The organism is Micromonospora sp. NPDC005163 (assembly GCF_053599835.1).
Genome location: NZ_JBSFYP010000102.1, coordinates 1 through 16,486, shown reverse-complemented (window position 1 = coordinate 16,486; position 16,486 = coordinate 1). Strand labels below are relative to the sequence as shown.

Sequence of the window (16,486 nt, the reverse complement as noted above, 5' to 3'; positions counted from 1 at the left end):
GCAAGCTGGGTCAGCGCCTCACGGCAGTCCTCGCCGTTCTCCATCATCTCGATGACCGCATTGAGCTGCCCTCGGGCTCGCTTCAAGCGAGTCAGAGCCTCGCCGGTCATCTCGGGACGCAACTTCATCTCATCTACCTCCGCATCCCACGGTAACACATACCCTGGGGGGTATTCCGGGCGATGATCTCCGCCCTAGCCCAGAACCGTCGCCAAGGTGATCGCGCCCGGCCCAGGTCAGCCGGCTGCCACTGACGCGACGTATGACGGCCGCCTGGGTCATAGCGTCACCGGCATGCGAACCCGGCAGGAGGCCAGAACGGCACTGCACCAACGATGCCCAGGCGGGGCATTCGTTTCCCCCACGGAGCCTCACCGCGCAGGAGAGCGCACCTTGACCACTGGCGTGGCAACTCGCCGACTCGACTACGCCGTCGGCGCTTCGGACAGGTTGCGGACGATGTGGTCGGCGTGAAGCAGGGCTTGCCGAAGCAGTCGCCGGACGTGGTCGTCGCTGCGGAGGAGTACACGACGGTTCCCTGGCGACGTCCCTTGACCAGCAGCAAGACGGAGCTTGGCCAGGTATTGACTGACTGCCGTGGGTGCGGCTCCAGCATCGACGCCGACAACATCGCTAGCGTCGCCGTTGCCCGCGCTATCGGCTTCGAACCCACCGGCGACGCCACCTCACCCGGCGTAGCCCCCGCCCCCTCCTGACCTGGCATCACCGCTCATCGACCAGTCCTTAATTGACCAGGGACGGCCATGACCTAGGACGCGTTGCGGAAGTGGATCAAGCTCAGGTGGCTCGCAGAGAAGACGCAACAACATCCATCACGCCCTGCCAGACTCTTCACCGTGACGGGCGGTGACCCTTGCCGGTGATGGTGGCCGGCCGAATCCCGTCAGACCCCTCGGCTTGTAGACGGCCAACACCGTCGCCGCGAGCAAAATGACCAGGCCGCCGATCGCATGCACGACCAGCGAAACGACTGCCTCACGCCACTGCTCCCCGCTCGCTACAGGCGCGGAGGCCATCCCTACGTCGGCAAGCGCAGCAATCGGCTCCAGCTGGAGCAGCAGCACCACCGTGGCCACCGCAACCAACGCCAACTTGATCAGCACCCACCAGTGACGCACCAACCCCCAGGGCGACGCCAGCGATGACACCACGCCACTGAGCAGCGACGCGACTGCGAGCGGAGCGATGGCGAACCGGACTGACATGTCCATTGCCACATATCCGGCCGCCGTCACCATCGCATCGTCACTGCGCAGCGCCGCCAAGGCCAGGACCAGGAAGACGACGACCGCGCCGAGCCACCCCAAGGATGCAACGACGTGCGCAGTCAACGCCGCCTTACGCCAGCGTTGCCGCAACACGGCTTACCGTCCGCCCGGCAGGTGCCGGCCAGGACCGTGCTCACCGGCCACGCCACTCACCTGGATGACGACGAACACGACCAGCAGGGCCGCTACAACCAGGCCAATGACCTTCACCCACCGCGGCACGCCCGTCGGAGTCCCCGGTCCGCCTGCTTGACCCGCCATCTGACCCTCCCAACCGATCCAGCAACGACTGCCAAATTTTTACGAGACACTGTGTCTCTGTCAAGCCAGAGTGTCTGTGGTGTGGCGGCGTGTATCATATGACGGTGCCGAGGCTGTGGAACGACACGATTGAGGCGCACCGAGCGGCGGTGCGCGAGGCAGTTCTTGACGCCGCAGCAACCCTCGTCGCCAGTCACGGGCTGACCGGCGTAACCATGTCCCGGATCGCCGAACTCACTGGCATCGGCCGCGCCACCCTCTACAAGTACTTCCCGGACATCGACGCGATCTTGCTTGCCTGGCACGAGCGCCAACTCGCCCAGCACCTAGATCACCTCAGCGCCATCCGCGAGCAAGCCGACACCCCGTCGACGCGGTTGCGCGCCGTGCTCGTCGCCTACGCGCGGCTCTCACAGCACCGCCACGGTGGTGACCTCGCTGCCGCACTGCATCAAAGCGACCACACCACCGAGGCCCACGCGCGACTGCACACGCTTGTGCGGGAGCTGATCACAGACGCTGCCGAAGTCGGTCAGGCTCGTGTCGACGTTCCCGCCGATGAACTGGTGGCCTTCTGCCTGCACGCCCTGACCGCCTCGAGCACGGTGGCCTCGGACGACGGGCTCCAGCGCCTGGTCACTCTCACCCTCACCGCACTCAAGCCCACCGCCACAGACTGACGTCCGAACCATCCGCCCAGAACGGCTCGGCCGACACCGCTCTCGTGTTGCCGAACGGCAGTGGAGACGCGGCCCCCACGAGGATCAGCATGCAGGCGTCAGAGTCGGCGAGCCATGCCGACCGACTCTGGCGCGGTCTCCGCGAAGCCGTACTGTGCGTAGAGGTGGCGCGCGGCACCGTCCGCGATGAGTGAGATGTAGGCGGTGCTAGGCGCGCGATCCAGGAGTCGCTCCATCAGTGCAGCCATGATCCTCTTGCCGACTCCTCGGCCCTGATGCTCGGGCAATACGCACATGTCAATGATCTGGAAGGCGGTGCCGCCGTCACCGATGACGCGGCGCATGCCTATCGGTTGGTCACCCTGATAGGCGACGACGGCGTGCCATGTGCCGTCCAAACCCGCGGCCGCTGCCGCGGCTGACTTGGCGCTCAGACCGGCGGCGACCCACAGGTGTCGGTAGACCTCGACCGATGGCGTTTCTGCTCGTAAGACGTATGTCATGACCGTGAGGGGTCCCTTCGGGTGCGGCCTGCGCACCGCTAGGCGTTGGTGGCGTGGAAGCGGCGCAGGCGGAGGCTGTTAGCGACCACGAACACCGAGGAGAACGCCATCGCTGCGCCGGCGATCATCGGATTGAGCATTCCCGCCGCGGCCAGCGGCAGGGCAGCCAGGTTGTAGGCGAAGGCCCAGAACAGGTTGCTTTTGATGATCCTCAGGGTTCGCCGGGACAGGCGAATGGCGTCCACGGCGGCGGTCAGATCGCCGCGGACGAGTGTCAGGTCTGAGGCCTCGATGGCCACGTCGGTGCCGGTGCCCATAGCCAGGCCAAGGTCGGCTTGGGCGAGCGCGGCGGCGTCGTTGATCCCGTCGCCGACCATGGCCACGACCTTTCCGTCGGCCTGCAGGCGCTTGACCACGTCGACCTTGTCGGCGGGCAGCACCTCAGCGATCACCTGGTCGATGCCGACCTCGGCGGCGACGGCGTTCGCGACGGTGGTGTTGTCGCCGGTGAGCAGCACCGGGTTCAGGCCCAGCGCCCGCAGCTGGTCGACTGCGGTTCGGCTGGTTGGTTTGACCACGTCGGCCACGGCGAGGACGCCGCGGGCCTGTCCGTCCCAGCCGGCCAGCACGGCCGTCCGGCCCGCCGTTTCGGCCTCGCTGGCCGCCCGCTCGACCTCGGCGGATACCTGCAGGCCACGTTCGCGCAGCAGGCGGGCCCGGCCGACCATGAGGTCGCGGCCCTCGACGGTGCCGGTGACGCCGAGCCCTTCGACGTTGGCGAAGTCATTGAACGTCGGTAGCGTCCCGGCGGCGGCGGCGCCGGTGGCGATCGCTTGGGCGATCGGGTGTTCGCTGGCGAGCTCAAGCGCTCCGGCGAGCCGAAGCAGGTCATCGGCGTCCTGGCCGTCGGCCGGCAGCACGTCGACCAGTGTCATCTTTCCGGTGGTCACGGTGCCGGTCTTGTCCAGCACGACCGTGTCGACCCGCCGGGTGGACTCGAGCACCTCGGGTCCCTTGATGAGGATGCCGAGCTGGGCGCCGCGGCCGGTGCCGACCAGCAGCGCTGTTGGGGTGGCCAGCCCGAGGGCGCAGGGGCAGGCGATGATCAGTACGGCGACCGTGGCGGTGAACGCGGCCGCCAGGCCGCTGCCGTTGCCGATCCAGAAGCCGAGCGTGCCGACCGCGAGGGCGATCACGATGGGCACGAAGACGCCGGAGATCCGGTCGGCCAGCCGCTGCACCGCGGCCTTACCGGTCTGCGCCTGCTCGACGAGCTTCGCCATCTGGGCGAGCTGCGTGTCTCCGCCGATGCGTGTGGCAATGACGACGAGCCGACCGCCTGCGTTGACGGTGGCGCCGACCACGGCGTCGCCCGGGCTGACCTCGACCGGGACGGACTCGCCGGTCAGCATGCTGGCGTCGACCGCCGAGGTGCCCTCGTCGACCACCCCGTCGGTGGCGATCTTCTCCCCGGGCCGGACCACGAATCGGTCCCCGACCGCGAGCTGGTCGATAGGGATGCGAGTTTCGGCGCCGTCCCGGAGGACGGCGACGTCCTTCGCGCCGAGTTCCAGCAGGGCGCGTAGGGCCGCTCCGGCGGTGCGCTTGGAGCGGGCCTCGAAGTACCGGCCGGTGAGGAGGAATGTCGTGACGCCGGCTGCGGCTTCCAGGTAAATGTTGCCGGCGCCGTCGGAGCGGGTGATGTCGAAGCTGAACGGATGGGTCATGCCCGGCATGCCTGCGTCGCCGAGGAACAGCGCCCACAGCGACCAGCCGAACGCGGCGAGGGTGCCTAGCGAGATCAGGGTGTCCATGGTCGCGGCGCCGTGCCGCAGGTTGATCAAAGCGGCACGGTGGAACGGCAGGGCACCCCAGACCACGACCGGGGCGGCGAGGGTCAGCGACAGCCATTGCCAGTACTCGAACTGCATGGCCGGCACCATCGCCAACAGGACCACCGGCACGCTCAATGCAACCGAGACCCACAGCCGGGTGCGCAGGCCGCGCAGCTCATCGACTGGCTCTGACGGCTCGGCTGTCGCGGCGGAGACTGGGGGTGGCAGGGCGGCGGTGTAGCCGGTCTTCTCCACGGTGGCGATCAGGTCGTCCGGGGTGACCTCGCCGGCGTACCGGACGGTGGCCTTCTCGGTGGCGTAGTTGACCGTGGCGGACACACCGTCCATCCGGTTGAGCTTCTTCTCGATCCGGGCGGCGCAGGAGGCGCAGGTCATCCCCCCGATGGACAGCTCGATCTGGTTCGGGGCGAGCTGCAGGGGTTTCGCAGTGGACGTCATCGCATCCGCCAATCAGTTGTGGCCGTGGCCGGGTTCGCCGTGCCCATCGGTGGCGGCTGGGGTCGGGCTGTTCGGCGTCGACGGCGTTGACGGCGTCGCTGGGCCGGGCTCGGCGGAGGTGCCGGCGACGAGGGTGAATTCGGCGGTCCGCACGGTTCCGGTGTGCTGGAAGTCGAGGTAGAGGCGGTACGTGCCGGCCGAGGGAACCTCGGCGTAGAAGGTGACCTGCGGGCCGGGCTGGGTGCGCCCGTCACCGGGTTCTCCGTCGGGGTGCACGTGCAGGTAGGCCAGATCGCCCTGGCGCAGGGCGACCAGGTGGCCGTACGCGCCGAGGTAGGGCTGCAGGTCGGTGACCGGTGCGCCGTTCCGATTGATGGTCAGGGTCAGCTTCGCGGTACTGCCCGGCCGCAGGTCACCGTCGAGGGCGACGGTGTAACCGTCGACGGTGGTGGTGCGTGCGGGTGCGGGTACCGGACGTGGGGTGAACGCGCCGGGTAGGGCGACGTCCGTGCCGAGGGTGAATGGCTGGTCACCGGTGGGGGTAAAATCGGCGAAGGCGCGCCAACTTCCGGGGTCCCCGAAAGGTGAGGCCACCTGCCAGGTGCCGTCGGGGGCCATGTCGGGGTGCACGTGCCGGAAGCCGGACAGGTCCCGGCGGGTGACGATGAGGTGCATCCGCTTGTCGTGCACTTCGTCGAAGGTCGTGACGGTCCGACCGCCCGGACCGGTGATCCGGAAGGCGAACTCACCGCTTGAGGCGGGAACCGGGGTCAGGGTGTACCCGCGGTCGGAGACCAGCAGGCCACCGGGGATTTGCGCGGCGGCTTCGGTCCCAGCTTCGTCATGGCCCGCACTGCCGTGCTCGGCGGTGGTGTCGTGGCGGGTTTCGGCGGCCGGGGCGACGGGATCGGCCAGTTGGCCGACCCCGTACGCCGCGCCGAACACCGCCGCGAGACCGAGCGCGAAACCGCTCAGCTTCGTCGCCGTGTTCATGACTGGCACCTCGGGTTCTCTCGGTTAGGGACTGTCAGGCGTCGACGAGGTCGTAGCCGGCCTCGTCGACCGCGGCCCGGACGGCCGCTGGGTCCAGGGGCGCCTCGCTGGCGACGGTGACCTGCCCGGAGGCGAGGTCGACCTGGACGTCGCGGACGCCGGCGATGGCGCTGATCTCGGTGCTGACAGAGTTGACGCAGTGCCCGCAGGTCATGCCGTTTACCTGGTACGTGGCGGTGGTCATCAGAACGCTCCTCTCAACACCCTCACACGATACCCCCCGGGGGTAGTAGCGCCTCACAGTTGGGCTTGGGGCGCCGACCGCCGGGATACCTAGAGGGGGTATGGCTCCCTACGCACCGTAGCATACCCCCGAGGGGTAAGGTATCCTGGGTTCCATGACCACACCCACTCCGATCCGCGGATACACCGCCAGCAAGGATCAGCTGCTCGCGCGGCTCCGCCGCGTCGAGGGGCAGGTCCGGGGCATCGAGAAGATGGTCGACGACGACCGCTACTGCATCGACGTGCTCACGCAGATCTCCGCGATCCAAGCTGCCCTCGACAAGGTCGCCCTCGGCCTGCTGGACGGGCACGCCCGGCACTGCATGCACGAGGGCGCCGCCGACGGCCGTGCCGACGAAATGGCCACCGAGATGATGGCCGCCGTTGGCCGGCTCATGAAGCGCGGCTGATCTCCAGCGATCGGTAACCCCAGCTCTCGGATCAGCGCGACAAGCCGGCCATTAGACCACCGGAGAAGCTCCGCCGTTCCGTCGGCCGCGGCAGCCGGCGCAAATGCACCAGCACGCTGCCCCCAGGCACCGCCCAAACGACGAGATGCCGGCCGACCATGCATTGACAGTGCTGCTCGCGAGGAACAGTGGGCGGCCGGCTGCCCCGCCGGCCGCCCACTGTCGCGAGATGCACCAGATCGCGTCTCTTGTCAGGCCTCGTCACGCCCGACCGCGCTCGTTGCCGTCATAGTGGCCTCCAGGTCCTCATGATGATCTCCGCTCGATGGGTGTGACTCTGACATGTCGGGTCCGCACCGCTCGGCTCAGCGGACCTGCGCGGTCTCGGTCTCGGCGACAGGCTGGGGACCAGCAGCGCGGGTCCGCAGGGTGACCGCCGCGACAACGGCTCCGACGAGGGCGATGACACCGGCGCCGGCGAAAGCGGCCGAGTACCCGTCGGTGAGAGCCGACACGTCACCCACCCGGTCCGCGCCGTAGGACGCGGCGACCGCCGTCATCGCGGCCAGACCGAGAGCCGAACCGACCTGGTAACTGGTGTTGACGATCCCTGAGGCGAGGCCACCCTCCTGAGGCGGCGCGCTGGAGATCGCCGTGCCGAGCGACGGGATGAACGCCAACGACATACCCAACGCCGCGACCAGTGAGGCGGGCAGGACGTCCACCGCATAGCTACCGTCCGCGCGAACGAGGGCGAGCCACCCGAGCCCGATGGCCAGTACCGCCAGGCCTGCAATCACCATCGGCTTCGGGCCGAACCGGTTGATGGCCCGCGGTGCCACAACGACCATCCCAACCATGATGAGGATCGTCATGGGAAGCAGCGCCGCACCGCTGGGGAAGGCGCTGTAGCCGAGGACCTGCTGCAGGTAGAGGTTGAGATAGAACCACATCGGAATCCACGCCGCGCCCAGCAGGAGTTGCGCCACATTTGCGGCCGCGAGGTTCGGGACACGGAAGATTGACAGCCGCATCAGCGGCTGCCGGCGGGCGGCCTGGATGGCCACGAACGCCACCAACGCGGCGACCGCGCCGGCGAGGGCCAGCCAGGTCTGCCCGGAGGTCCACCCGACCTCGGGCGCCCGGACGATCGCATACACCGTGGCGCCGAGACCAGCGGTGACGGTGAGCGCCCCAGCGATGTCAAGCGAGCCGCGGCGGGCGCCGCCGGCGGGCATGAGCGCCGGGGTGGCGAGCACCGCGATCAGGGCGATCGGAATGTTGATGTAGAACACCCACTGCCAGCTGAGGTACTCGGTGATGACCCCGCCGAGGAAGACGCCCGCGGTGCCGCCCGCCGGCGCGGCCGCGCCGTAGAGCGCAAGCGCCTTGGTGAGTTCTCGGGGCTGGGCGCCGAAGAGCATCATCAGCATCGTCAGCGCCGACGGTGCGATCAGGGCGGCGCCAACACCCTGCGTGGCACGGGCGGCCAGTTCCACTGCGACGCTGTCGGCCAGCCCTGCGGCCGCCGACCCGAGCAGCAGGATCAGCCAGCCGGCTGTGAACATGCGCCGCGCGCCGAACAAGTCCGACAGCCGGCCGCCGAGCAGCAGCAGGCCACCGAAGGCTACGACGTAGGCGTTGAACACCCACGACAGGTTCTCCGGCGAGAAGCCGAGATCGTCCTGCATGCGCGGTAAGGCAACGCCGATGATCGAGGTGTCCATGATGACCATGAACTGGGCGAGCGCGATGAGCCCGAGGCCCCACCAACGCTTGGATCCGTGTGCCATCTCCACCACTCCTTATGCCCCTGGGGGGTATGGGTAAGTGGTGAATGTTTACCCCCAGGGGGTATGTGGTGTCAAGCTGCGGCCATCCACGGACTCGTGTTTTGTCGCCTCTCACGCATCCGATTGATCCCTGTACCCCCTATGGGTATATTCATCGTGCACGCCACCCACCCGACCAGCGGTGACCTGGCGCTGTTCCTCAAGGGCGCCGTTTCGCGGCTCACCGTTTGCAAGTTGCCCGCATCGAACGGCGGCAGGCCGGCGCCCCACGTTCTCGGACAGGAGAGAGCCATGTGCACCAGCGGATCCAGTTGCGGCTGCGCCACCGCGACCGCCGACAACGCACCGGCCACCGTTGACACCGTCGACGGCGTGCGGGTCACCTACACGGTGTCGGGGATGACCTGCACCGGCTGCGCCAGCAACGTGCGCCAGGAGGTGAGCACCGTCGAGGGCGTCACCAGCGTCGAGATCGACGTGGCCACCGGCGGGGTTACGGTCACCAGTCACGCCCCACTGGCGATCGCCGACGTCCGCGCGGCCGTCGAGAAGGCCGGCTACCAACTTGTGAGCTGACCGCAGGATCGGCCGCGCCCGCCCGGCAAGACGGAGCGGGCGCGGCCGCCCCAGGGCGCTTCTACCCTCTGGCGCTGATTTTGCGTTCGCCGGCAACGCGAGACCGAGCTGGGGTGAGCGTGTCCGCCGTGTGAACAGGCACGGGGTAGGAACCTTCATCCCGAACTGGGGCGGGACAAGCAGCGGTCACGCGCGTGACGTTGGCTGGCTGAGCACATATCCGGGCTCCGCAGGTGCCTCGGTGGTGGCGCCTGCGGGGTCGTCGGGGGTGACTGCGAGACCGACCCGGTGACGCCCCGCGGGCAATGCTTACGTTAAGCGCCCTGAGTCACGTGCACGGCATGGCCGTGAACCCGTCGGACCAACAGCTCTACGTCGCCACACACCACGGAGTCGTTCGCGTCTCCGATAGCGGGGCCGCCCACGTGGGTGATGGACGGCAGGACACGATGGGCTTCACGGTGATCGGACTAGACCACTTTCTCGCCTCGGGACATCCCGCGCCAGGCGAAGCCGGGCCGACGCATCTGGGCCTGATCGAAAGCACCGATGGTGGGCGCACCTGGCGATCGGTGTCGCTCGCCGGGAAGGCAGACTTCCACGCCCTTCGGAGCGCCGACGGGATCACCTACGGCGTCGACTCCACCACTGGTTCCCTGCTGGCAAGCACCGACCGGGTCACCTGGCAGGCCCGGTCAAGGATCGAGGCGTACAACCTGGCGGTCGAACCAGGACAGCCTTACAGCCTTCTGGCCACAACCGAGCAGGGCCTGCAACGTTCGGTCGACGGCGGCCGCACTTGGGTGCCCGCCGGAGGACGCGCCTTCGTGCTGTTGCACTGGGCCGGCCGCGACCGGCTGCTGGGAATTGCGGCAGACGGACAGAGCCTCGTGTCCCATGACGCGGCCGTGACGTGGTCGGGTACCGGCGGTCACGTTCCCGATGCGCCGGCCGCCGTCACCGCCCACGGTGATCTGCACTTCGTCACCACCCGTGATGGTCGAGTCCTTCGCAGCAAGGACGCGGGTGCGACATGGCAACCCATGCAGACATCGCTGTCGTGATCCTCGCCCGTCCCCTGCCATTCCCCGCCGACCGGGTATCGCGGTCGAAGTCCGGTCCATGGTGGGGCCGGCAGCGATGCGGTGGCGGCCCTTCTCGGGCCGCCACGACATCCCTATCGCCCCTGCGCAGTCAGGCGGACTCGCCGCAGCAGCTGGGCGTTGAGCGCCACCACGATCGTGGAGACGGACATCAGCACCGCGCCGACGGCCGGGCTGAGGCTGATCCCGGCCCAGGCGAGGACACCGGCGGCGACCGGGATCGCCACGACGTTGTAACCGGCCGCCCAAACCAGGTTCTGAATCATCTTCCGGTACGACACCCGGGACAGGCGGATCACACCGGTGACGCCGCGCGGATCGGACGAGGCGAGGATGACGCCAGCGGACTCGATCGCGACGTCGGTTCCGGCGCCGATGGCGAGTCCGACGTCGGCGCGAGCCAGCGCGGGCGCGTCATTCACGCCGTCCCCGACCATCGCCACCGTCAGCCCTCGGGACTGCAGGTCGGCAACCGCCCGGTCCTTGTCGGCGGGCAGCACCTCGGCGAAGACCTCGTCGACGCCGGGACGGAATCCCAGGTCCGCGGCGACGGCCTCGGCGACCGGCCGAGCGTCTCCGGTGATCATCGCGATCTTCCGCACGCCCTGCTCGCGCAGCTCCGCGATGGCCTCGCGGGCTTCGGGACGGATCTCGTCCTCCAGGGCGAACGCCCCCACCGCCTCCGCCTGACCGCCGTCGGGTAGCCGGATCAGATGCAGCACGGCAGCCCCGCGCGCTGACCAGACCTGCGCGACCCGAACCAGCTCGTCGGGCACCCTGGCCGCCAGTTCCCGCAGCAGAGCCGGGCCGCCCACCGCATAGCTGGTGCCGTCGACCACGGCCTGCACACCTCGGCCGGTCAGCGACCGGAAGTCGCTGGCGCTCGCCCCCAGTCCCCGCTCCTGTGCGACGCCCACCAGCGCCTTGGCGAGGGGGTGCTCACTGTCGGCCTCGACCGCGCCGGCGATGCGCAGCACCTCATCTTCGGTGACGCCGGTCGCGGCGGCCGTGGCGGTGACGGTGTGCGCGCCCTTGGTCAAGGTGCCGGTCTTGTCGAACAGCACCGCGTCGACGGTGCGCATTCGCTCCAGGGCGAGGCGGTCCTTGACCAGGATGCCCGCCTTGGCCGACACGGCGGTGGACAGCGCGATCACCAGCGGGATGGCCAGCCCGAGGGCGTGCGGGCAGGCGATCACGAGGACCGTCACGGTGCGGACGACCGCCTGGTCGAGGTCACCCAGCGCCCACCAGGCGCCGAAGGTGACCAGCGCGGCGGCGGCGGCGACGTAGAACAGCATTGCGGCGAACCGGTCGGCGAGCGCCTGGGCGCGGCCGTTGGACGCCTGCGCCTGGGCGACGAGCCGCCCGATGCCGGCCAAAGCCGTGTCCTCGCCGACCGCGTCGACGCGTACCCGCAGTGCGGAATCTGTCGCCACGGTGCCGGCCACCACCCGGTCTCCGACACCACGCGGGACCGGTCGGGACTCCCCCGTGATCATCGACTCGTCCAGCTCGGCCGCGCCGTCGATGATCCGGCCATCGGCCGGCACCCGGCTACCGGAGCGCACCAGGACCAGGTCGCCCACCCGCAGCTCGGCGGCCTGCACGCGGTGCAGCTCACCAGTGCCGTCGATCCGCTCGGCGTCGTCGGGCAGGAGCGCGGCCAGCGCCGTGAGCGCGCCCTGCGCCTGGCCGATCGCCTTCATCTCCTGCCAGTGGCCCAGCAGCATGATCGTCACCAGCGCGGCGAGCTCCCACCAGAAGTCCAGGTCGAATGTGCCGAGGCTGGTGGCCAGCGACGCCACGTACGCCACCGTGATCGCCATCGTGATCAGCAGCATCATCCCCGGGGCCCGGTCCTGGACCTCGCGGAAACCACCGACCAGGAACGGCCACCCGCCGTAGAGGAAGACCACCGACCCGAGGACCGGACCGACCAGAGTCATGCCGGGAAAGTCCAGGGAGTAGCCGAACCAGTCCATCACCATGTGACTGGTGATCACGATCGGCAGCGTCAGCGCGAGGCTCAGCCAGAACTTCCGGCGGAACTGCTCCGGGTCGTGACCGGCGTGCTTGTCATGCCCTCCGTGCCCCCCATGCCCGGCGTGGCCGCCGGGGTGCCCATGGGCGCCGCTGGTGCCCTGTGGTTGGGATGACGCGGAGTGGGGCGAGTCGTGTTCGTGGTGCGCGCCTCGCGGGTGCGGTGTTCGCGTGCTGCGCTGCGTCGCGTCCACGTGGTCGTGGCTGTGCTGGCCACGTCCGACCTCATCAATGTTGGCCGCGTCGTGATGCGCCATGTGTTCTCGAGTCATGCCGTCCACCTCCGCCCAGCACCATATACCCCCCGGGGGTACGAAGGCAAATACCCCTGATGGGTATACGTCCGCGCTATGGCCGGCGAGCCACCACCGCAGACCGGCGGCCCCGGCCGGCAAACGTGCAGGGCGCCACTTGGGCCACTCGAAGGGGCAACAGCGCGCGAAAAGGCCCGCCTGCGGCACGTTTTGCGAACAAAATCCACGAAGGGTGGCGGATAGCACGGCCGTCGACAAGCGGACCCAGTCGAGGAGCAGCCATGAAACCGGAGATCAGTCGCCGCCGGTTGCTGGCCGGCGTCGCGGGCGCGGTGGGCCTCGTCGGCATCAGCGACGTCTCCGGTGGGCGGACATTCCCAGCGGGATTGAGAGCGGTGGGCACGAACCGCGTCCGTGGCGGAGACACAGGCGGCACCCGTAGCCGGGTGACGGCCACGCTTCGCCCCCGTCCCGTCACAGTCGACTTAGGTGGACCGCACGTAACCACCTGGGGATACGCCGACGACCTGCCCGGCCCACTTATCCGGGCGCGCGCCGGCGACACGCTGCGGGTGGAGTTGGTCAACGGCTTGCCGACGGATACCAGCGTTCACTGGCACGGGATCGCGCTGCCCAACAACATGGACGGGGTTCCCGGCCTGACTCAACCAGCCATCCGTCCGGGCTGCCGGTATACCTACGAGTTCCCCCTGCCCCACCCTGGCACGTACTTCTACCACCCGCACTCCGGCGTTCAGCTCGACCGGGCGCTGTACGGCGTTCTCATTGTCGATGACCCGCAGGAGGCCGGCCGGTACGACCACGAGTGGATCGTGGTGCTCGACGATTGGATCGACGGTACCGGCCGCACTCCCGATGACGTGCTTGCCGCCCTGCGCGAGACGGGCGGCCATGCAGACATGCAGGGTATGGATCCGGCGGGCGCGCACGGGGAGGGCGGCGAGCCCGACTCGCACCACGACGAGGGGCCCGATACGAGTGGCCACGGCGGCCCGGCTTCCGCTGGTCACGGGGACATGGGCGGAATGGAGATGATGACCTCTCCCCTGCTCGGCGGCGCTGGCGATGTTTGGTACCCGCACCATCTGGTCAACGGTCGAGTTCCGGCGGCGCCGAGGGTCTTCCGTGCGCGGCCCGGTGAGCGGGCGCGGGTGAGGATCATCAACGCGGGCTCGGATACGGCGTACCGGGTGGCGCTCGCGGGACACCGGCTCACGGTCACGCACACCGACGGATTCCCGGTCCACCCGGTGGACACGGACGCCCTCCTGCTCGGTATGGGTGAGCGCGTCGACGTCATGGTGGAGCTAGGCGATGGGGTCTTTCCGCTGATCGCCGACGCGGAGGGCAAGACCGGACGGGGTCTGGCTCTGGTACGAACCGGTTCCGGCGCCACACCACCTGCCGATGTCCGCCTGACCGAACTGGAAGGACGGGTGCTCGACACCGCAACGCTGCACGCAGCCGGCAGCGTGAGGCTGGTCGACCGACGTCCGGACCGGGTGCACCGGTTGGAGCTCGGCGGATCGATGAACCCCTACCGGTGGACCATCAACGGCGCGACCTTCCACGACGCTGACCCACTGCTGGTGGAGCAGGGCGAGCGCGTGCGGCTGGAATTCGTCAATCGCAGCGAGATGTTCCATCCGATGCACCTGCACGGGCACACCTTCGCTCTGACCGGCGGTGGTGCCCGCAAGGACACCGTCGTGGTCGTGCCCCACCAGAGCGTGAGCGTTGATTTCGACGCCGGCAATCCCGGCCTTTGGATGGTGCACTGCCACAACGCCTACCACGCGGAGACGGGCATGATGGCCACGCTCGCCTACCGCGCCTGAGGTACTCCGCTGCGGCGAGCGTTCGTCCACTGACGGCAGTTGACAAGGCGGGAACGGGCAAGAGACGACCGACGAAGCCTTACCAACCGGCCACAGAGAAGCAGGCCGACGCCGAGCCCTCCGGAGGAGCGCGGCGTCGGTTGCTCGTGGTCAGGAGAGGACGGCGTTCACGACCTCGGTAGCCCGCCACTCGTGCTGGGCGTACAGCCAACCGAACGCCGACACCTGCACGGCCTGGGCCGCGACGGTCAGGGGAAGGTCCTGCCAGCCGGGGATCGCCTGCAGGGCGGTGAGGAACTGGCGTGTCGCGAACTCCGGCTTCATCAGGTCGCGCACGCTGCCCCAACCGGTGCTGGGCCGCTGCTGGAAGAGCCCGACCGAGTCGTGGTCCCAGCCGATCGCCTGGTGCGGGTAGTCCTGCGACTCCGGCAGCACGCCACTGGCGTAGTTGTAGAGGGTGCTCTCCTGCATCGCGGTGGCCACCGCGATCACCAGCCCGTGGCGCGGCACGCCCATCTCCCGGCCGGTACGCACGATCGTCTTGGCGTTGTCCATCTGCGCCTGGTCCAGCCCAGCGACCGGAAGGATCCGCTTGGGCTTGGGCTTGGGCTTGGACTTCGCCGTCGGCTTGGGCGCTGGCATTGTCGTTGACGGGGAGCTTTCCGGGGTGGGGGTTTCGGTGACCGGGGCGGCGGGCTGGCGGGCCTGCCCGCGGGAGGCCGGGTCGGCCTCGGCCCGCTGGGCGATCTCGGCACGCTGGTTGGGGCTGAGTGACTCCCCGGCGGGGCCGGCGCCGATGAAGGTGGCGCCCACGAGACCGAGGCAGCACACGGCCCCGGTGGCCACCGCCATGCGGGTCCGGCCCGGCCGGGCGGCGAAGGGGTTAGCGAGGCCGCCGAGGCGGGTACGCCACCATCCGGTGGAGAGTGGCGGTTGGGACGTGCTAGCCGGCTGTTCGGCGGAGTGGATATCGTCCGAACGGTCAGCCGGGCCGCCGAGGCCGCGCGGGTGGTCGAGGTTGCCGTCGTTACGCATCCGCCGAGGCTAGGCAGGAGAAACCATGGTCACCCACGGCGATCAGGTGGCGGTGCTCACACTTCTCCCCTGCGCAACGGGATCCTCCACACCAGCCCGGCAGCGCCGGTAGTGATTTACGCCATCCGGGCATACCGCCCGTCCCGCTGCCGCCCGCTAGCGCAGGGCACGAACGGCGCGCGCGGACACCCCTCGTCAGGTGATCCACTAACTCGCCCTTTCGGGTGATGTCGGATTCCCCCGCTTGGGCCGCACCCGTGGCAGATCAGCGGATTCGCCCGTATCTGTCGCCGGTTCCTAAATTGTGATCATGGCCGGTTCCCCTGCTGTTTGCCGGACCGACGTTCGATGCTCAGATGCCGGCCGCCACGTTCCAGAGCAGGCCCGCGGCGAGACCCACCACGAGGCTGAGTGCGGCAGCTGTCACCGCGAGCCTCGCCGACCACCGCCGCGTCGGATGATCGGGCCACGGGGCGCGGTGATCGCCGCCGGATGACGCCAGCGCGGGGTCGCGGTAGGCCGGGACGATCCAGCGCAGGTAGTAGAAGAGACTGATCACGGTGTTGACGAACACCACGACGGCGAGCCAGGCGTACCCGCCGTCCCAGGCGGCGCTCGCGGTGGTGAGCTTCTGACGCTCCAACAGGAGCAGACCCGGACCGAAACCGCATCGCAGGAGACCGAGCGGCAGCTGCAGGTCACGCGGGCCGCGCTCCTGAAGGCGCAGCAGAACCTCGGCCCCACCGCCGCCGAGGCGATGAAGCGAGCGGCCGAGTTGCCGCCGGGCGAGGTCGGCTCCCATCTGCAGGATCTCGGCGCCCTCCTACGCATTCAGAAGGGCCAGCAGCGCGCCGGCGACTCCCAAGGAAGCGCCCGTGACCTGCTGCGCGTGCAAGCGACGGAGCAGCAAGCAGTTGCCGCGCACACCGCCGCGTTGACCGCCGCTCAGGCCGCCCGCGCGACCTACACGACGGCAGAGGCGACCTTCAAGAGGCGGCAAGCCGAGCTGCTGGACCTTAGAGCGACCGGCAGTAGGTGCTACTTGAGGCGTCGGGTGGTGGGGCGGGTGTCCCATCGGTAGAGGGTTCGGGCGCGGCGGATGAGTTGACGT

At 69.1% G+C, this 16,486-nt stretch carries 15 protein-coding genes and 1 pseudogene; 6 read left to right on the top strand and 10 right to left on the bottom strand.

Going from position 1 to position 16,486, the window contains the following annotated elements; genetic code table 11:
- A partial coding sequence (locus ACWD6N_RS35345; protein WP_354968568.1) for a metal-sensing transcriptional repressor occupies positions 1 to 128 on the bottom strand: 128 nt, incomplete at its 3' end.
- Between the two features lie 342 nt (positions 129 to 470).
- Between ACWD6N_RS35345 and ACWD6N_RS35340 the strand changes: the two genes are divergently transcribed.
- Entirely contained in the window at positions 471 to 716 is a 246-nt protein-coding gene (locus ACWD6N_RS35340) for a hypothetical protein (RefSeq protein WP_449941138.1), read from the top strand.
- A gap of 117 nt (positions 717 to 833) precedes the next feature.
- On the opposite strand, the gene ACWD6N_RS35335 is transcribed toward ACWD6N_RS35340, so the two are convergent.
- Entirely contained in the window at positions 834 to 1,379 is a 546-nt protein-coding gene (locus ACWD6N_RS35335; protein WP_450006378.1) for a DUF2269 domain-containing protein, read from the bottom strand.
- A gap of 275 nt (positions 1,380 to 1,654) precedes the next feature.
- Between ACWD6N_RS35335 and ACWD6N_RS35330 the strand changes: the two genes are divergently transcribed.
- Positions 1,655 to 2,230 (top strand): TetR/AcrR family transcriptional regulator, encoded by a 576-nt coding sequence (locus ACWD6N_RS35330; RefSeq protein WP_450006376.1) that lies wholly within the window; start codon positions 1,655 to 1,657, stop codon positions 2,228 to 2,230.
- Positions 2,231 to 2,328: 98 nt separating this feature from the next.
- Here ACWD6N_RS35330 and ACWD6N_RS35325 read toward each other — a convergent pair whose 3' ends face one another.
- Genes ACWD6N_RS35325 through ACWD6N_RS35310 form a run of 4 tightly spaced genes read right to left on the bottom strand, consistent with a single transcriptional unit; the run spans position 2,329 to position 6,264 of the window.
- Positions 2,329 to 2,733: a GNAT family N-acetyltransferase gene (locus tag ACWD6N_RS35325; RefSeq protein WP_450006374.1), complete on the bottom strand. Its 405-nt coding sequence runs from the start codon at positions 2,731 to 2,733 to the stop codon at positions 2,329 to 2,331.
- Positions 2,734 to 2,771: 38 nt separating this feature from the next.
- The gene (locus ACWD6N_RS35320) at positions 2,772 to 5,027 is read right to left on the bottom strand and encodes a heavy metal translocating P-type ATPase (RefSeq protein ID WP_450006372.1); all 2,256 of its coding nucleotides are present in this window, start codon (positions 5,025 to 5,027) and stop codon (positions 2,772 to 2,774) included.
- Between the two features lie 12 nt (positions 5,028 to 5,039).
- Complete coding sequence (locus tag ACWD6N_RS35315) at positions 5,040 to 6,020, bottom strand: hypothetical protein (protein ID WP_450006370.1); 981 nt, start codon at positions 6,018 to 6,020, stop codon at positions 5,040 to 5,042.
- A 34-nt stretch (positions 6,021 to 6,054) separates the two neighbouring features.
- The gene (locus ACWD6N_RS35310; protein ID WP_354968558.1) at positions 6,055 to 6,264 is read right to left on the bottom strand and encodes a heavy-metal-associated domain-containing protein; all 210 of its coding nucleotides are present in this window, start codon (positions 6,262 to 6,264) and stop codon (positions 6,055 to 6,057) included.
- Positions 6,265 to 6,418: 154 nt separating this feature from the next.
- Here ACWD6N_RS35310 and ACWD6N_RS35305 point away from each other — a divergent pair, with 154 nt between their 5' ends.
- Entirely contained in the window at positions 6,419 to 6,715 is a 297-nt protein-coding gene (locus tag ACWD6N_RS35305; protein WP_238671415.1) for a metal-sensitive transcriptional regulator, read from the top strand.
- Positions 6,716 to 7,080: 365 nt separating this feature from the next.
- Here ACWD6N_RS35305 and ACWD6N_RS35300 read toward each other — a convergent pair whose 3' ends face one another.
- Positions 7,081 to 8,508 carry an MFS transporter gene (locus ACWD6N_RS35300; RefSeq protein ID WP_450006368.1) on the bottom strand — a complete coding sequence of 476 codons (1,428 nt, stop codon included), beginning with the start codon at positions 8,506 to 8,508 and terminating at the stop codon, positions 7,081 to 7,083.
- 291 nt (positions 8,509 to 8,799) lie between these two features.
- Here ACWD6N_RS35300 and ACWD6N_RS35295 point away from each other — a divergent pair, with 291 nt between their 5' ends.
- Complete coding sequence (locus ACWD6N_RS35295) at positions 8,800 to 9,084, top strand: heavy-metal-associated domain-containing protein (protein ID WP_354968556.1); 285 nt, start codon at positions 8,800 to 8,802, stop codon at positions 9,082 to 9,084.
- Between the two features lie 305 nt (positions 9,085 to 9,389).
- Positions 9,390 to 10,148, top strand: coding sequence for a F510_1955 family glycosylhydrolase (locus ACWD6N_RS35290; RefSeq protein ID WP_450006367.1), 759 nt, complete (start codon positions 9,390 to 9,392; stop codon positions 10,146 to 10,148).
- A 113-nt stretch (positions 10,149 to 10,261) separates the two neighbouring features.
- On the opposite strand, the gene ACWD6N_RS35285 is transcribed toward ACWD6N_RS35290, so the two are convergent.
- Positions 10,262 to 12,499, bottom strand: a complete 2,238-nt coding sequence (locus ACWD6N_RS35285; protein WP_450006366.1) for a heavy metal translocating P-type ATPase — start codon at positions 12,497 to 12,499, stop codon at positions 10,262 to 10,264.
- Positions 12,500 to 12,762: 263 nt separating this feature from the next.
- On the opposite strand from ACWD6N_RS35285, the gene ACWD6N_RS35280 reads away from it, so the two are divergent.
- Complete coding sequence (locus tag ACWD6N_RS35280) at positions 12,763 to 14,340, top strand: multicopper oxidase family protein (RefSeq protein ID WP_450006364.1); 1,578 nt, start codon at positions 12,763 to 12,765, stop codon at positions 14,338 to 14,340.
- Between the two features lie 150 nt (positions 14,341 to 14,490).
- On the opposite strand, the gene ACWD6N_RS35275 is transcribed toward ACWD6N_RS35280, so the two are convergent.
- Complete coding sequence (locus tag ACWD6N_RS35275; protein ID WP_450006362.1) at positions 14,491 to 15,375, bottom strand: peptidase M23; 885 nt, start codon at positions 15,373 to 15,375, stop codon at positions 14,491 to 14,493.
- Positions 15,376 to 15,727: 352 nt separating this feature from the next.
- A pseudogene (locus ACWD6N_RS35270) lies at positions 15,728 to 16,006 on the bottom strand (NADH-quinone oxidoreductase subunit N); the annotation flags it as partial.
- Between the last annotated feature and the right edge of the window lie 480 nt (positions 16,007 to 16,486).

Excerpts from the sequence above, each read along its gene's own strand:
- ACWD6N_RS35290 (WP_450006367.1), top strand. The coding sequence starts at position 9,390 with ATGCTTACGTTAAGCGCCCTGAGTCACGTGCACGGCATGGCCGTGAAC.
- ACWD6N_RS35285 (WP_450006366.1), bottom strand. The coding sequence starts at position 12,499 with ATGACTCGAGAACACATGGCGCATCACGACGCGGCCAACATTGATGAG.
- ACWD6N_RS35325 (WP_450006374.1), bottom strand. The coding sequence starts at position 2,733 with ATGACATACGTCTTACGAGCAGAAACGCCATCGGTCGAGGTCTACCGA.
- ACWD6N_RS35275 (WP_450006362.1), bottom strand. The coding sequence starts at position 15,375 with ATGCGTAACGACGGCAACCTCGACCACCCGCGCGGCCTCGGCGGCCCG.
- ACWD6N_RS35300 (WP_450006368.1), bottom strand. The coding sequence starts at position 8,508 with ATGGCACACGGATCCAAGCGTTGGTGGGGCCTCGGGCTCATCGCGCTC.
- ACWD6N_RS35315 (WP_450006370.1), bottom strand. The coding sequence starts at position 6,020 with ATGAACACGGCGACGAAGCTGAGCGGTTTCGCGCTCGGTCTCGCGGCG.
- ACWD6N_RS35310 (WP_354968558.1), bottom strand. The coding sequence starts at position 6,264 with ATGACCACCGCCACGTACCAGGTAAACGGCATGACCTGCGGGCACTGC.
- ACWD6N_RS35320 (WP_450006372.1), bottom strand. The coding sequence starts at position 5,027 with ATGACGTCCACTGCGAAACCCCTGCAGCTCGCCCCGAACCAGATCGAG.
- ACWD6N_RS35280 (WP_450006364.1), top strand. The coding sequence starts at position 12,763 with ATGAAACCGGAGATCAGTCGCCGCCGGTTGCTGGCCGGCGTCGCGGGC.
- ACWD6N_RS35295 (WP_354968556.1), top strand. The coding sequence starts at position 8,800 with ATGTGCACCAGCGGATCCAGTTGCGGCTGCGCCACCGCGACCGCCGAC.
- ACWD6N_RS35305 (WP_238671415.1), top strand. The coding sequence starts at position 6,419 with ATGACCACACCCACTCCGATCCGCGGATACACCGCCAGCAAGGATCAG.